The organism is Shewanella sp. ECSMB14101 (genome assembly GCF_000773485.1).
GTDB classification, from domain to species: domain Bacteria; phylum Pseudomonadota; class Gammaproteobacteria; order Enterobacterales; family Shewanellaceae; genus Shewanella; species Shewanella marisflavi.
This window is the reverse complement of the sequence record NZ_JSFF01000014.1, coordinates 78,394-95,067: the sequence shown is the minus strand read 5'-3', so window position 1 is coordinate 95,067 and position 16,674 is coordinate 78,394. Positions and strand designations below refer to the sequence as shown.

Sequence of the window (16,674 nt, the reverse complement as noted above, 5' to 3'; positions counted from 1 at the left end):
ACATAAAGTGACTAACTTACAAGACGTTTTATCCATATTAACTTATTAATAAGGTTCAATATTATGAAACGATTTAAAAACAACCGACTTATCAGGGCACTGGGTATCGCCCTCATAAGCAGCGCCAGCCTATATGGCATTAACACGACACCTGCACTGGCCAATTCTCCAATTTGGCCCTCTCCCGCCAATACGGCAGACTTCTGTATGGCGGATGAATATGTTCAAAGAGGTGGATCGGGAATGAAAAACATTATTGGCGAAGCATTAAATTGTACCGCCAATGATGTCGAAATCACCAAAGTGGATCCAAAGTTCATTGTATTACACGACGAAGAGGGCAACGAGGTATTATCAAGCGAATTGACCTGTACGCTCGGCGACCCCTTTATCTTAATTGCTGATATAGATGTCCGAGCCAATGCTGCCGAACGCTGGGATACGACCTTTTATGTTCCCCAGAAAGAAGACCAGGATCCTGACGTAATATCACAGGTTGATGATGCCTGTTCAAGATTGATACCTATTCCCGATGGCACAGACGGCAACTCATATGTGGCGCAGCAGCTCGATGGTGACGCCTGCGGTGATATTGCTAAAGCCGATCTCACTAATGATGAGTACACCTTGGTAGGTGCAAGGTTTACCATGATCTGTGAGGATGAAGATCCTGATGGTGATGGGCCCCTAACACCGGATGGTATGGCTGATTTCAATTATTGTGCCGCCTGGGACAATATTGAACGTGACAACTGTAGTGCTGCAGATGGTCAGGTGCCTAACAACAAATCCAAGTGTAAATGCGACAACTTCCCGATTGACGTATTCGTTGAGCCCAAGCCTGCAACTGTGACCAAAACAGTTGATAAAATGTCAGCGGAAGAACCTTTTGGCCTCTTTACTTACACAGTAACAATCGAAAAAGCGAAGGACGAGAACGGTAACCCAACCGGGGCCAACATTAAAATCACTGATATTCAAGACACCTATAAATCTTCCGACACAACCTACCCAGGGCCTTATTACTTTGACCTAGATGATACGGAATCCGATTATCAACAAGGCAATGTGACCCTGTTGGGCGGCGAGACAAGCTACAACGCCGCAAATGCCTGCTGGAGATTAGACCTGAGTAACACTCCAGTAACACTGACTAATTCAAGCCCAACACTGGTTTGTACCTTTAGGGTGAGAATCGACGATGTCAACCTGCGGGATGTTGATCCCTGGGATGAGGATTACTATGACTTTGTTAGCTTTAGTGCCACCGACACTGAAAATCGAGGCATAAACGTAGGCAATGATGCATGTGACTCATTTGATAGCGACCCTATAGCTGGTGATAACTGCTCTGCCGTGGTCGGCGTTAAGATCACGAATGACCTACCAAGCATAGATGTAAGTAAATCTATCTGGAGTACTGGTGCGGATCCCGAAGAGTTGACCTCAATACCTGAACCAGGCGGTACAGTCGAATTCAGAATCGAGGTCAAGAATACATCCGGTGCCCATGATTCACCTCTGACACTGCAGTCATTAAACGATTCTGTATTCGGTGAGCTCTTAACTCGAACCGAAGGTGACTGTGACACCATGTCCACAAGCATTGCCTTCAACAGCAGTTTCACTTGTAGCTTTACAGAAACGTTAACAGGTAACTTTGGCGATCAGCATTACAACGAGGTGACAGGCGTTGCGAGAGATGCTACGGAGAATCAAACAGCCACAGATAAAGGCGATGCAACACTACTATTTAGTGATGTTGATGCCATGATTGAGCTGACAAAAACGCCTGAAGTAAATAGCGTACTGGAAACGGGTGATAACCCTACTCTATATCGTACCGTGAACTATACATTCGAATTTACTAATACCTCACTGGCGGACTATGTGACCTTCTTCAAACTCACAGACCAAGAGTATGAAATGGATGGAGGAACAAAAGTGTATATCGGCAGCCTAGCAGATATTACCGCTGATTGTATTGTCGATGGAACTCCATTAAGTAACGGTATTGAGCTTGCGCCCGGTGCATCCGCATCTTGTGTTGTGGCAATCACAGACATACAGGGTAACGCCGGTGAGATATATAGAAATGAAGCAGTAGTATATGGTTATGATGACGACCATGCTCAAGGCGAGGATGACCTTATGGCTAATGCCGTAGCACAGGTTGGATTCACGCCAGAAGCGCCTGCTGTTGACCTTAAATTTGCCACCAGTATGTTAGTGGTGTTAGAAATGACAAATGGCAGTCAAATCAATAACGTCGATTTTACGGGGCTGACCGTGAAGTTACAAAGTGTCTTTGACCTAGTTGACACCGGAGAATTTAAGCTTATCAATGGTGGTGGTGATTACAATGGTGATAGCTATATTGCTTGTGAGAAAGATCATACCCTTGGCTATGCAGGTTCAGGTACTGAAACCTATAGCTGCGCCTTTACCATAGAGCTGAAACCAGGGCTGGAAAATGCAGTTGATATTAATTTTGCTGCTCTACTTGCTACCGGCGCTATAAAAGCCACATTTACGGATAAGAACGGCACAGCAGATACAGCGGACGATGTTGATCTATCTAACGATGTATTAATCCAGGTTATTACTAATGAGTCGCCATTTTAACTAATTGCCTCAGTCTATTAGCGATAACTATAACGATCATAAGTTTCAATATTGAAACTTAAAAGACAAAAGAGCGATGTAATACATCGCTCTTTTTTTGATAGTTATAGTAATCACAAAGACATTAATTCTTCCCTTTGCCTTTGTTGCCACCGCCGGTGTTGCCACTATCGCTAGCCAAAGTAACACTCACCGTTGCCGTAGACAATAACTCTCCATCACTGATGGTATAACTAAAGCTGTCACCATTTTTAAAGCTCTTTGTTGGCGTATACTTAATACGGCCATCGCTAAGTACTTGCACACTGCCCTTGGCACCTTGAGTTGCGCTCGTAACCACTAACGTATCTCCGTCAATATCCTTGTCGTTACCAAGCACATTGATGTAAATGGCCGCTTTAGACGTCATGCTCACACTGTCACTATAGGCAACTGGGGCATTGTTTTGCTGCTCCGCTACGCGATAGACCAAGGTACTAGTGCTGCTATAGGCGGTATTGACGACATCCTTAGCTGTTAACATCAAGTTATAGCTGCCGGCATTAGCGCTGGTCGTTGACGTTACGTTCACACTTACCATAGTCGTAGCGCCGCTTGCCAAGGTCACTGTATTATTGCTGGCACTCCAACCGCTTGGCGTAGCAATGCTCAAGTTATAGGTGGCATCGTCACAATCCTGATTCTCGTTGGTTATTTCTACGCTATAGTGTTGCACTGTGCCCGCATCAACTTCGGCCCCTAATACATCAGTCACATTCAGTTTTGGTGCCGCTAATTGACAACTGGCGATCGGTGCTGCTACCTGATAAGTGGCGCTGGCAGAGCTCTGGTAGCCGACGTTACTCCGGTTTAGTGCAACCATGCTAAAGTCATACACACCGGCATTGGCATCCGAAGCCGAGGTAACACTTACGCTCAGGGTTTGTGATTGGCCCGGCACCAAGGTTGCACTTGTGCTAGTTGCTTGCCAACCCGATGGCAGGCTTGCCTTTACATCAAAAGTCGAAGCAGCGCAGCTATCGGAGTCTTTATTGGTTAGCGTGCCTTGATAAGTAACCGCAGTGCCCGCTGCAACCTCGGTTGAACTATTGCTTAACAAAGTCCATTGCGGGTTTGCCGATACACAGGCAGCAACAGGTGCCTCAACCACATAAGTAGCAGTAGTGCTGGCCTGATAGCGACTATCGCTCGTATTCGCACCTTCGATGGTCACGTCATAGAAACCATCTGTAGCGGTCGTGCTTGAGGTAACGTTTAAGCTTATCGTTGTACTTTGACCCGGCGTTAAGCTCACAGATTGCTGCGTTGCATTCCAACCCGATGCTACTTGGGCAGACACTTTGTAGTTGCTGCTGCCACACTCGACACTGTCATTGTTTGTTAACGTGACTTGATAAGATACGATTTCACCAGCCTCGGCCCACACACTGCTGCTTGACGCTAGCTCAATACTTGGCTGCGCAGCAATACAGCTTTGCTGTGCTGAGTAGCTGACATTTACACCCACACCCGTGCTATCTGACCACTCAGTGGTAATGGTGACACCGGCAAGATTATCTGTGTAGCTTTTGCCCGTTAGAAGAGCAGCATCATCCAAATCATAAATTGAACTGCCTGGCGTCATATCCAGCAGCAGGCTACTGTCGATATTGTCTTCATTTCGATTTAAGTGAACCAGTACCCCTTGCGTAACGGCTTTGCCGCTTAAAAAACTATCGGAACCAATAGGCTGTCGGTATTCGAGGTAATAGTAAAGCGGTTCTCCGGTAACAGAATCCGTGCCGCGGCGAACCTTAAGGCTCTTAGCTTTGCCAGTTGGCGCCATTTCATAAGGTTCCAACAGGTAACTACCGTCCCTGTCGGCTGTAACGACCTCACCTTTATCAGCGGCTATCCAGCCAAGACGCTCCTTATTAAATGCGTTGAAATGCCCGCTAACGGATTGACCCATAAGATCTAGGCTATCGCCATATTCACTTGAAAAACAGTTGGAATCGATATCACCACTAGGACAGCCTAAAAATTTCGCATGCTGTAATCCTAGGTTATGCCCTAGTTCATGACCTATCGTCATTAGATTGAGCTCTCCAAAAATCCATGCTCTGGAGGGATTGCTGGTAGTAACGCCCAAACCCAGTGTGCCTTGACCACGTAGGCCACCACATTGATCGCTTTTTGGCATTAAAAACACTAATCGCGGATATAGACTAAGATCGATTCCATTGTTTAGCGCCGCTTCTCTTGCAGCCAGTTCTATATCAGTGGTAACGCAAGTTGTATCTATGGGAAGGGTAAGGTAGCCTTTGACGTCACCATTGAGCCAGGTCTGGCCATTGGATGCCTCCCGGTAATAATCATTGACAGTGCCGAATACCATTTGATCAACTTCTTGCGATGTCCAAGGCTCAACTGGATTATCCTGAAAGTTAAGCATTAGTACCAGCACGTTTTGTTCACCGGTCGATTTGGTTGGGATTTGATAAGATGATGTTGACGCTGAGCTTGTCTCACCGGCCGCGAGTATTAATAGGTTTTCCTCACCTTGCTCGATAGCTAAGCTGCTATTCTCAGTGTTCTCTGAATTAAACAGCCAACCTTTAGCTTTGACCTGCATACCGCTTTGCAACTTTTGTGACCGAGTATCGGCAGGTAGATACATTTCAACTCGGCCCTGGTCAGTCACCAGGAAATGACGCAAGCGATTCTCGCTTGGATCCGCAAAATCTTCATACACTGCTTCCAGCTCACCCACTAATTCGGCTTGTTGAGCTAGTTTGGCCTGGATCTCGGCAGGCATGCCACGACGCTTCGCCATAGGCAATACAGAAGAGACAACGCTGTAAGGATCAAGTATTAGAAGAGCCTGCTGTTCTACTTGTCTCTCCGCAACCAGTGCTTGAAGTTGCTGGTAAAGCGCCGCATCAGAAGCATGAGATGCACCTTTATTTGACTTAGTGGCGTTTAGGAATTGTGCAGCAACTGCTGAAAGTTGTAGCGTCTGAGTTTCAAGCTCCGCCTTATGAGTCAGACGCGCCTGTTGCTTGGCATCACGATTAGCCTGAGCCGCCGCGGAAATTTGCTCTCCATGAGAGCCGGCATGCACTGGCATGATAGCCGACGCCGACAATAGGCCAGCGCCCAATAGGCCAAAACCTAGGGTTTTAAGAAAAGGAGAATCGGTAAGCGCAACGGCGCAATGAACTGAACTCATAGCTAGGGCCTCTCAAAGTCAACATCACTTCGAAAGCTCCCAGTACAAGTACAGGGCTCTATCAACGCTCATTCGGTAACCCAGCCACCCTTTGCTATGCAATTAGGGCCTGTGGCTTTGCGTACATTAATTTCTTAATGCTTGCCGTTTCGAGAGTGCTTTCGAAAAAACCTTCTGGGCCGTGAAGCCCAGAGAACACGGGCATTCTAGCAAGTTGATTAGGTTTAACTCAACCAAAAAAATGATTATTTTTTAACCAACTTTTAAAACCTCATGAAAATCAACGCACAATGAATGTATAAATTTCACACAGGCTGACGCAACCAGAATAAACATTGGCACAACACCGACGGCAAAGGATGCTTCACCACAAATCAAGCTATATCCGACATTTTGAACCAAGAAAGACTAAAAATAAGAAATCACCTCGAAACACCAGTGACTATTTTGGCGCCTCGAAGCGGAACAGATAATAAATGATGGACTAAGCGATATCTTTAAAATGTTTTAATAACCAATAGACTGGACGAAGATCTTTACCGCCAATGGACTTTAGCGGTGCGATGAGATAATTCAACCACTGCCACTTTAACATCTGCTGCTGAGATTCCTGCCAGAGTGATTCGCCACCAGCGTTGCGATAGGCGGCAATCACAGGCTCGGCGATCTCTGGGTGGGGACCAATATAACGATAGAGGCTGTGAATATAGACTAAAAGATCTCTGATCTGCTGCTGATGCATATCGCTGTCTTTCTGATTTGCCTCGAAATCAATAAACGCCACCTGCCCATCATCCCAACAGATATCGCGCAGCGCGGGTCTACCGTGCGCTAACCCTTTCAAATGCAGCTGTGCTAGGCCTGCGGCGCTATCTTTTAATATCTGTAATTTCTCGGCCTCAGAAACATCGGCATTCAACCAGCGATTCACCGGCATCCCCACATCGGCCACCACCAAAAAATCCTCACCGCTTGCAACCAATTCAGGCACTGGAGCGCCTTGTTGTGCAAGTTTAGCCAGGGTGGCGATTTCAAGCTGTAACGAAGCGTGGGGCTGTGCCTTGAGCAAACGCATGGCACCAGTTAGGTGCTCAGCCTGCTTCAGCCAATATTTATGTCCTTGATGTTCGAAACTGACTACTCGTACACCTTGATTTTCCGCTAACAATTTTTCAATCACGCTTTGAAGGCTAGTAACAGTCACACAAGGTACTCCGATAAAAATGAACAGGGATTATCAGTGCTGGCGGAGGCAAAAGCAATATTTGGGGCAACGGACGTGGGTTCTGTGAGCAATTGGGGGGATAAAATGAAAGAGACGCGCCTGTCATCACGCGTCTCAATAAAAGGATTAAGCTTCTTCAGTCCAAGGTGTTGCCTTGGTTTCCAACAGCACAGGGATCCCTTCATTAATGGCATAGGCTAAACGGTCAGCCTTACAGATAAGCTGTTGATTAGCTTTGTCATACTCAAGCTTACCCTTACACACAGGGCAGGCTACTATCTCTAAAAGTTTCTTATCAAACGCCATGTTATTTTCCTTGTTGTACTTCTTTTCGCTGCTCAAGCAGCCTAAGCAATTGCAGTTCAAACTCTGGTGATATCTTGGCATCTACCGGCAAATACCACCAGTTAGACTTTGCAAAATCGCGACATTTAACCGCATCTTTCTCTGTCATCAACACCTTAGCGCCATGGGCAATGGCCTCAACATCCTCGAGCCGATAGGCCTGATGATCATCAAAAGCATGTTGGATAGCTGGATTAATTCCCATACTGGCTAAGGTATCGAAAAAACGCTGGGGATTACCAATTCCAGCCATAGCAACCGCATCTGCCGTTGAATCGATATCGGCCTCAATGCCATTTGCTACATTGCGCCATGACGCAGGCACTAGACCCATGGTAAATTCATCCGAGTGTGTGCTCTGCCCATTGACTAGCGTAAGGTCTACCCTCTTTTGACGCCAGCGTCCTTCTCTTAACGGCCCGGCAGGCAAGAGCAAGCCATTACCGAATCGACGCTTGCCATCGAGCACTAAGATCTCAATATCTCTTTGCAGGGCATAGTGCTGTAAACCGTCATCACTGATGATGATATCGACCTTTTGCCACTCCAGCAGTGCTCGCCCTGCCGCAACCCGGTTACTGCCAATCACCATAGGCACCTGAGTGCGCGCAACTATCATGGCGGGCTCATCCCCTACCTCACAAGCTGACATGCCAGCAAGCACCTGCTTAGTGCCGGTGAACTCAACCCCATAACCACGACTTATCACCCCGGGGTGATAGCCATGACGGCGCAGCAGCTCAATAAGATAGATGACGGTTGGTGTTTTACCGCTTCCCCCAACTGTGATGTTACCAACAACGATAACAGGCACAGGGAGTTGCTGACTTTGCTTCACGCCTAATACAAACAGGCGTCTTCTTACACTGGTGATCAGATAAAACAGACCACTAAGCGGCAACAAGAGGCAGATAAGCAACCAGTGGAAGCCTAACTGCCTGTCGTACCATAGGCGATTAACGAGATTCTGCATTAACTACCAAACTGCATCTGATAAAGGTTGTAGTAGATCCCCTCTTTCGCGAGCAACTCTTTATGAGTGCCTCGCTCAACGACCTTACCCTGATCAACGACCAGGATCTGATCGGCATTTTCAATGGTCGACAAGCGGTGAGCAATGACGATGGAGGTACGATTCTGACGCAGGTTATCCAGACCTGTCTGAATAGCCTTTTCCGATTCGGTATCCAGCGCCGATGTTGCCTCGTCGAGGATTAATAGCGGCGCGTCGCGCAGTATCGCTCTTGCAATGGCGATACGTTGTCGCTGTCCACCCGATAACATGACGCCGTTTTCACCCACCTGAGTATGAATCCCCTCAGGCATATTACTGATAAACTCCCAAGCATTGGCAAGCTTAGCAGCGTCAATGATCTGCTTCTCGGTCACCTCTCCGGGATACGCGTAAGCAATATTGGCGGCTATCGTGTCATTGATCAGGGTGACCTGCTGGGAAACCATGGCCACTTGCTGACGCAAAGAGGCCAGCTTGTAATCTCTAAGGCTGACATCATCGAGGCGAATATCACCACTTTCAAGGTCAGAATAGAAGCGGGTGATCAGGCTGGCGATGGTCGATTTCCCCGAACCGCTGCGGCCAACCAGTGCCAGGGTTTCCCCAGGGTTCACGCAAAAGTCCACCTCTTTAAGTGCCAAGCCTTCTTGATTGTCATAGCGGAAGTTAACCTTATCAAAGCAAAGGCGCCCCTCAACTCGCTTAGTTTCAAAGGTACCCTTGTCTACCTCTGTCGGCGTATCCAGAATGGCGAAGATAGTGCTACACGCAGCGATACCTCGCTGAAATTCGGCGTTAACCCGCGTAAGGCTCTTGATTGGCTGCAACATGGCGAGCATAGCCGCTAGGATAGTAGCGAAAGTACCCGCAGTGAGATCGACGCGCATGCTCTCAAGACTTGAGGCATATAGCACGAAAGCCAACGCAAAAGAGCCTATCACCATCACCAGTGGCTGACTGATCGCCTGAGCCAGTGCTAGCTTCATGGTGCGTGAACGGTTTTCGTCATTGACCTTGGCAAAGCGTTCAGATTCGGTTTTCTGTCCACCAAATACCAACACATTCTTGTGCCCTTTGATCATCTGCTCAGTAACTGAAGTCACGCCACCCATGGCGGTCTGGATCTGCTTTGATACTTTGCGAAACTTCCGACTGACCACAGCAATCACCAGCCCAATAAGCGGCCCGACAATCAGGATACACAAAGAAAGCTTCCAAGAGTTGTAGAACATCACACCTAACATACCGATAACGGTAATACCGTCTCGTACTATGGTGATCAAGGCGCTACCTGATGCCCTGGCAATCTGCTCTGTATCGAAGGTTACTCTGGAGATCAATTTACCACTGCTCTCTGCATCGATATAGCTAACAGGCAGTTTAAGGTAATGTTCAAACACCTGCTGACGCATATCCATGATCATTCGTGCACTGATATAGGAGATACCATAGGTAGATAAAAAGTTCGCTAAGCCACGTAAAGTGAACAAGCCTATCACCACAAATGGTGCGGTTTTTAACACGTCACTGTCTGAGTTAAAGCCGCCGCCCATGCCCAGATCGACCCCTTCAACCAATCCAGGGGTTGCTGGCACATTACTAGCAAACCCTTGATCGATAAAAGGTTTGATTGAATAAATAAACGTTGCGTCCACCAAGCCATATAACACTAGGCCGAACACAGACAGAAATAACACCCCTTTAAGCGGGACAAAATAAGTAAGCAGTCTCAGGAAAACGCTGCGCACTTCACTTTTCGAAGAATTTGTCATTCAGGATCTATCGTCGGTGCAAAAAAGCGTATTCTACTCTGGATTAGCAAACTCACCAAATTCAAAGCGTTGATTGTACCAAAAAGGCGCCAGATCCCGCCGATAGCCCCTGACTCGAATACCGCTCTCATCTAGGCTAATCGTCAGTTGGCCATTGTCTGATACGCTATATTGCTTGGCCTGTGCTCCGGCGTAGCGGCTCACCACATGCGGCTTTGGAAAACCATACCGATTGTTGAATCCCGCCGCATAGAGGACGACTTTTGGTTGCACAGCGCTAATAAAGGCCTGGCTGGATGAGGTGTTACTACCATGATGCGGCGCAATCAAGATATCGCTATCTAGCAAACTTATTCCAAGTAAGGCTTGCTCCCCCTCTAGCTCTATGTCACCCGGGAGCAAGACATGGTGGGTACCGTCGCCTATTCGCATCACACAGGAGCCGTTGTTACCCGCCACCGGTTGAGTCGGCCCAAGTATCTGCACATTCAATCCTTGCCAAGCTATCTGTTTAGGGCGACAGTCGATAGCACCACGATAAGGTAGATCGGTTATCAAGCTCATCTTGGGAAACTGAGTCTGCAAAAATTGCGCGCCACCAGCATGATCGTTGTCGCCATGGCTTAACACCAAATAATCGACATCACTAATGCCTTTATACTGTAAAAATGGCACTATCACCCGCTCTGCGTAACTAAAGTGGTCACCAAAAGCCGCCCCGGTATCATAGATAAACGCCCTATTTTGTTTCTCGATCACCAAACTTAACCCCTGACCCACATCCAAAAGGTGCAGCTGCCAATGCTTGTTCTCAATCAGCCTTGGTGGAACAAGCCAATAAAGACATAAAGGCAAAATTAGCGGCAGGGACAACCAACGCCAGCGATTGGACCCATAGCGCCAAACCGCAAATGCCGCCCATAAAAACAGCATGCCTGCAAGTAAGGCTGAGGCGGCCGGCAGCCAGTGCAGTGGTAGAGATGGCAGCAGATTAAAACTGCTCGTCAGGGGCGCAATGGCCCAATCGAGTAAGCTAAGCGGCAACGACAGGCTAAGACCTAAGCGCTCAGCTAAGGCCCAACACATCATAGAAACAAAAGTCAGTGGGATCACTACAAGGCTAAACCAAGGTACAAACACTAAATTGTAAAGCACACCATAAGGCGCAAAGCCGCCAAATAACAGCGCCTGTAACAGGCCAAGCATAATGCTTAACCGCCACTGAATTTGCCACAGTGCGCTGATGCGCTGCCTGATATGCCCGCTAAGCGACATGTTTTTGGGCACCGATGGTATCCGCTGGGTCATATAAAGGATCAACGCCAGCGCGCCGAACGAGAGCCACAAACCGGCGCTAAGAATACTGACGGGATCCAGTAGCAACACCACAAAAAGCGCCCACAACAAACGTTCAAACACCGAGGCGTAACGTTTTAATAAACCCAGAACAATCACCATGAACAACATGATCAGTGCCCGCTGGGTTGGCAGTCCCAGCCCAGCAAGATAGGCAAAAAGCATACAGCAGCAAAGCGCCAGCAAGGCGCTGAATTGGCGGTTAGACAGGCCGATACTGGGGCGTTGACGCGCCAACAGGTAGCCGCTCAATCCCATCACCCACAGTGCCAGAACCGACAGGTGCAAACCAGAGATAGTCACCAGATGACCAGTACCCGTTTGCCTCAATCCCTGCCAGTGCTCCTTAGTGATCCCTTGCTTATCGCCTAACATCAAGGCTCGGATGAGATCGCCATTATCCTTGCCCGTCACCGCCTGTTGTAGTTGGGTGATCAAATGAGCCCTGACTCCCTTGGATTCAGATAAACGCCTGGCTGACTGCACATTGCCCTTGCCAATAATATGCTTTGACAACAGAAACGCTTGTTGATTAAAGCCTCCCTGATTAAGCACACTGGTAATCGATTTAGGGGCCAGCGTGAACTGCCACACCTCACCAATGGCGACTTTTTGTTCGGTTTGCCAACGCAATCGTAAATATTTACTCGGGAAATTAATGGGATAGTCAGATAAGAGGCGAATATCCAGATTAATCCAGTCGCCGTTTCGATAAACTAGTGATATGATTTCGCCCCTTACTGATGGCCGTTTGCTTGTGTTATCAGGCGTTAATAGCAAAAGTTGGTGACAAAATAGGCTCATCCAAGCCAAGGCCAACAGGCTTCCGGCCAGTAGCTTAGACCATTTAAGCATGATGAAAGCGAGTAAGAGTGCTATACATGCCAAGGAATAGGTTAACAGAGATGGCCAGAGCAGCGCTGAAATGAGCGTGGCGCAATAGCCAAACATAAATCGATTCATAATGAATAATTTAAGACTGCAATACTAAGCTATGCCAAAAAAATTCATTCAGCGTTATATGCCCAAGCCTGAAACGCTGCAAAACCATAAGCATTTACAGATGTTTGGTAAGCTGCTTCATAAACCCAATCTTTGGGCACTGAATCGACGCTCCGCGCCGCTAGCCTTTGCGGTAGGACTGTTTGTAGCCTGGATCCCCATGCCATTTCAGATGGTGTTAGCCGCCGCCCTTGCTATTTTGTTTAACTGTAATTTACCTCTAGCTGTCGTGCTGGTTTGGATAACTAATCCTATAACCATGCCGTTTATGTTTTACGCCGCTTACCTCCTTGGCGCAAAGCTCCTGCATCATCCCCCCCAAGAATTCGTGTTTGAAGCCAGCTGGCAGTGGATAGAATCTTCACTCTTTACCATAGGCCCCCCCTTCCTGCTTGGCTGCATAGTACTAGGACTTATCTTTGCTGCCTTGGGCTACTTTATCGTCCACAACCTGTGGAAATACTCCATTCTGTTTAAATGGAAAAATCGTCCTAAATAATCCCTGCTGACATCGGCAACTTTTGCGCTGCCACTGCGACCAAGCAATGTATTGATTCACCGCCAACGAAATTGAGACACATCAAGGATGAAGCAAGCAGGAGATGACACTAAGGTCTGCTTTGGCATTTGTAGCAGATAAAACAAAACACGCTGCAACTTCCTGCTTTGACATTCAAACTTAGCTTCTGGCGTAAACTTAAGTTAGAATAAACAAGTCATTTACATAAATAATACATTTCTTCTGCTCGACGACATGCCTTGAATGACATTACTTGTTAAAGATAATCAAAAAAAATGCAGGTAGGCCATGTACTTAGGTTCAAATAGAAAACATATTGCGATCTTTTCTCTATTCTCCTTTCTCTTCCTGATCGCCACCATATTGACCATCACTGCGCTGGCAAAATATTTTGTGGATAATGAGATTCAACAAGCAGAAGAGAATTTACGTAAAAATCTGGCTCTAATCCGCTTTAATTTTGAAGCGACCATCTATAAAGATACCTATCTGGCAGACAGTCTCGCCACCGTCGTCACCATAGATCCTGAGTTTGCAATGACAAACTGGGATGTCATCGCAGGTAAACTGCTAGGTAAGGCCCAGTACGTGAGAAGCGTAGCCATTGCCCCCAATAACGTCATCTCCTTAGTGTATCCGCTTGAAGGCAACGAGGCCGCTTTGGGTTTCGATTTCAGAACCCAACCGGCACAACTAAAAACCGTGCTACTCGCTAAAGCACAACAGTCTGTGTTTATCGCAGGGCCGGTGAATTTGGTTCAGGGAGGATTAGGCCTAATTGCCCGTTACCCTATTTTTGCTGATTACCCCATAAATAACCAATACTGGGGCGGCGTGAGCGTCGTCATGAATTACAACCAGCTACTTCATGACACTGGCATCACTCAATTTCAGGGTGGCGATATTGCCATCAAAAAACAGATCACGGCAAATGAAGCCGAAGAGGTCTTCTATGGCGACCCAAGCATCTTTGACAAACCTGATGTGGTCTACCCGGTGAAGCTTCCCAGTGGCACCTGGAGTATGGCGGCAAAACTCCGTATCGAAAATATGGCGGAAATCACCAAACTGCGAATGAGTGTCATCAGTGTCGGGGCTGTTGCTGCCTTTATTCTGTATCTCGTGAGCATATTTCTATTTCGCACTTATCAAAGTACCCATAAAGCGGCGTTACATGACGAGCTGACCCACCTCCCCAACCGCCGTTTCATTATCACTGAACTTGACCAGCTGATTAACAAGCAGAATCAGCCCCAATTTACGCTGCTCAATATCGATCTTAATGACTTCAAAAGGGTTAATGACGACTTAGGCCACGAAGCGGGTGATGAACTACTGAAATATATCGCCAGTCGTCTCGTGGCAGAGGTAGGGATAAAAGGGACCGTCGCCAGATTTGGCGGCGATGAGTTTTTAGTCTTACTCTATGATCTTAATGATGAGCAGGCGATCGAATCGATAATGAACCAGATCACTGCTTCAATTGAGTCACAGCCTTTTAGCTGGCAAGCTCATCATCTCACGCCATCGCTCAGCATAGGCTATGCCATCTACAAGGGGCAAAATGCCGATATCAAAGAGTTACTCTCCGATGCTGACAGGCGCATGTATCAGCAGAAACGCGCCTACCGAGAAAATCGATTGGCTTAACGTCCGGCCAGAGCCTGCGCCGGATGAATGCGGCTTGCCTTCCATGCGGGATAAAGAGTGGCCAACAGGCTCATCAACAGCGCTAAACCGATCACCAGTAACACGTCCTGTAACAACAGTTGTGAGGGAAGAAAGTCGATAAAATAGACATCGGCCGACAATAACTGCACGCCCAATACCTGCTCTATCGCGCTGGCTATGGTACTCAAATTCAGCGCCAGGGTGATGCCTAAGCTTGCCCCAATAAGACAACCTAAGATGCCGTTGAGCGCCCCTTGCACCACGAAGATCCCCATGATGGTCGCTTTTGCCATGCCCATAGTGAGCAAGATAGCGATTTCAGACTGTTTGTCACGTACCGCCATCACTAAGGTCGACACAATATTAAAGCAAGCCACGGCGATCACTAACGCCAAAACTAAATACATCACGGCTCGAACCAATTGAATGTCCTGGTAGAGATGTCCCTGGGTTCGGGTCCAGTCAGACAGGTACATATATTGCTGTTGGCTATAACCTAATGAGCGGATCAATCTTGGCGCCGCAAACACATCATCGACCTTAATACGTACGCCACTCACTCCCTCATCAATCCCAAGGAGCTCTGCCCCGTAGGCCATAGGAATGTAAGCCGTGGTGAGATCTAACTCTCCCCCCTGCTCAAAGATCCCCACCACCTTAAATTGATGACTCTTGGCCGAACCGATTCGAGAACCGCCCTCTTTTTTCGTCGCAAAATTGGGCGTGTAGAGGCTCAAGGTGCTACCAAGAGAAAGATCTAACGCCTTGGCAAGCCCTTTACCCAACACGATATTATTGGTGGATTCGCCTAGAGCCTGCCAGGCGTCGCTTGGCATAAAATCGGCGATAGTGGAGACCTTAGCCTCCAACTCCGGCGAAATCCCAATGACAGTCAACCCTTGAAAGCCACCAGGCTTTTGAATTAACCCCTGCAGGCGCACAAATGGCGCCGTTGCGACGATTCCCGGGATCTGTTGTGCATCCTTGGCAATTTGTGTCCAATCATGTAGCGGCTCGTTCACCCCAATTAACTCACCATGGGGCACCACGCCCAGTAAACGCTGCTCAAGTTCCTGCTCAAAGCCATTCATGGCCGATAGCACTGTGATCAATACAGCAACGCCTAGGGCAATCCCCGCCGTCGAAGCAAAGGAGATAAAGCTGATAAATCGATTCGACTGACGCGCCATATAGAAGCGCCAGCCTACCCAGAAGGCAAGATGCTGTCTCATGCCATCTCCCAGGCGGCAAGCTCACCATCTTGCATCTTAAGCTGTCTATCCATGCGCTCGGCAAGTTTAGGGTCATGGGTTACCACCACAAATGCCGTACCCAACTGACTGCCTAATTCTCGAATCAGCTCATAAACGGTATCACCACTGGCAGCGTCAAGGTTACCTGTAGGTTCATCGGCCAGCACAAGTTTAGGGCGATTGATCAAGGCGCGGGCAATGGCAGTACGTTGTCGCTCACCGCCTGACATCTCTGCCGGCGTATGATTGAGCCTGTGAGCCAATCCCACACGGGTTAGCAGTTCGGTCGCCTGTTGCTCCACTTCTTGACGTGGTCGCTGCTGAATGAGTCCTGGCATGGCCACATTCTCAAGAGCGGTAAATTCAGGTAACAGATGATGAAACTGGTAGATAAATCCCAGTTCCTGATTACGTATGGCGGCCTGACGTGAAGGCGTTAGCTGATATAGATCTTCACCATCGAATAGCACCTGACCGCTACTGGGTTTGTCCAGTGTGCCCATAATATGCAGCAAGGTACTCTTGCCCGAACCCGAACTCCCCACTATGGCTATCTGCTCGCCCCGATAGATGCTTAGGTTCACGCCGTTTAGCACTTGAGTATCTATGCTACCCTCGTGATAGCGCTTGCTGACGTTACTGACTTGAAGTAACAAAGATTTTTCTGGTTGCGTCATAG

At 47.8% G+C, this 16,674-nt stretch carries 11 protein-coding genes and 1 riboswitch; of the genes, 3 read left to right on the top strand and 8 right to left on the bottom strand.

The window, feature by feature from the left end; all coding sequences use genetic code 11:
* Nucleotides 1–63: 63 nt before the first annotated feature.
* A complete protein-coding gene (locus NY07_RS12040) occupies nucleotides 64–2,625 on the top strand; it encodes a hypothetical protein (RefSeq protein ID WP_052125641.1) in 2,562 nt (853 codons plus the stop codon).
* A gap of 124 nt (nucleotides 2,626–2,749) precedes the next feature.
* Here the strand turns inward: NY07_RS12040 and NY07_RS12035 are convergent, their stop codons facing one another.
* The 6 genes from NY07_RS12035 to NY07_RS12010 all read right to left on the bottom strand — a co-directional run bounded on the left by NY07_RS12035 (nucleotide 2,750) and on the right by NY07_RS12010 (nucleotide 12,500).
* On the bottom strand, nucleotides 2,750–5,836 hold the full coding sequence (locus NY07_RS12035) for an Ig-like domain-containing protein (protein ID WP_033539604.1): 3,087 nt from the start codon (nucleotides 5,834–5,836) through the stop codon (nucleotides 2,750–2,752).
* Between the two features lie 71 nt (nucleotides 5,837–5,907).
* A riboswitch (cyclic di-GMP riboswitch) is annotated at nucleotides 5,908–5,992 on the bottom strand.
* A gap of 328 nt (nucleotides 5,993–6,320) precedes the next feature.
* The gene (locus tag NY07_RS12030; RefSeq protein WP_033539603.1) at nucleotides 6,321–7,040 is read right to left on the bottom strand and encodes a serine/threonine protein phosphatase; all 720 of its coding nucleotides are present in this window, start codon (nucleotides 7,038–7,040) and stop codon (nucleotides 6,321–6,323) included.
* A gap of 147 nt (nucleotides 7,041–7,187) precedes the next feature.
* Nucleotides 7,188–7,367 carry a Trm112 family protein gene (locus tag NY07_RS12025; protein ID WP_033539602.1) on the bottom strand — a complete coding sequence of 60 codons (180 nt, stop codon included), beginning with the start codon at nucleotides 7,365–7,367 and terminating at the stop codon, nucleotides 7,188–7,190.
* A gap of 1 nt (nucleotide 7,368) precedes the next feature.
* Complete coding sequence (gene lpxK, locus NY07_RS12020) at nucleotides 7,369–8,379, bottom strand: tetraacyldisaccharide 4'-kinase (RefSeq protein ID WP_033539601.1); 1,011 nt, start codon at nucleotides 8,377–8,379, stop codon at nucleotides 7,369–7,371.
* Nucleotides 8,379–10,193, bottom strand: coding sequence for a lipid A export permease/ATP-binding protein MsbA (gene msbA / locus NY07_RS12015; protein ID WP_033539600.1), 1,815 nt, complete (start codon nucleotides 10,191–10,193; stop codon nucleotides 8,379–8,381). The genes lpxK and msbA overlap by 1 nt, the downstream gene beginning before the upstream one ends.
* Nucleotides 10,194–10,226: 33 nt before the next feature.
* Nucleotides 10,227–12,500 carry a DNA internalization-related competence protein ComEC/Rec2 gene (locus NY07_RS12010; protein WP_052125639.1) on the bottom strand — a complete coding sequence of 758 codons (2,274 nt, stop codon included), beginning with the start codon at nucleotides 12,498–12,500 and terminating at the stop codon, nucleotides 10,227–10,229.
* Nucleotides 12,501–12,543: 43 nt separating this feature from the next.
* On the opposite strand from NY07_RS12010, the gene NY07_RS12005 reads away from it, so the two are divergent.
* Nucleotides 12,544–13,050, top strand: coding sequence for a DUF2062 domain-containing protein (locus NY07_RS12005; RefSeq protein ID WP_033539598.1), 507 nt, complete (start codon nucleotides 12,544–12,546; stop codon nucleotides 13,048–13,050).
* A gap of 309 nt (nucleotides 13,051–13,359) precedes the next feature.
* Nucleotides 13,360–14,721: a diguanylate cyclase domain-containing protein gene (locus NY07_RS12000; protein ID WP_052125637.1), complete on the top strand. Its 1,362-nt coding sequence runs from the start codon at nucleotides 13,360–13,362 to the stop codon at nucleotides 14,719–14,721.
* On the opposite strand, the gene lolE is transcribed toward NY07_RS12000, so the two are convergent.
* Together lolE and lolD are read right to left on the bottom strand one after the other, a co-directional pair.
* Nucleotides 14,718–15,974, bottom strand: coding sequence for a lipoprotein-releasing ABC transporter permease subunit LolE (lolE, locus tag NY07_RS11995; protein ID WP_033539597.1), 1,257 nt, complete (start codon nucleotides 15,972–15,974; stop codon nucleotides 14,718–14,720). The genes NY07_RS12000 and lolE overlap by 4 nt on opposite strands.
* Nucleotides 15,971–16,672 carry a lipoprotein-releasing ABC transporter ATP-binding protein LolD gene (gene lolD, locus NY07_RS11990; RefSeq protein ID WP_033539596.1) on the bottom strand — a complete coding sequence of 234 codons (702 nt, stop codon included), beginning with the start codon at nucleotides 16,670–16,672 and terminating at the stop codon, nucleotides 15,971–15,973. The genes lolE and lolD overlap by 4 nt, the downstream gene beginning before the upstream one ends.
* Between the last annotated feature and the right edge of the window lie 2 nt (nucleotides 16,673–16,674).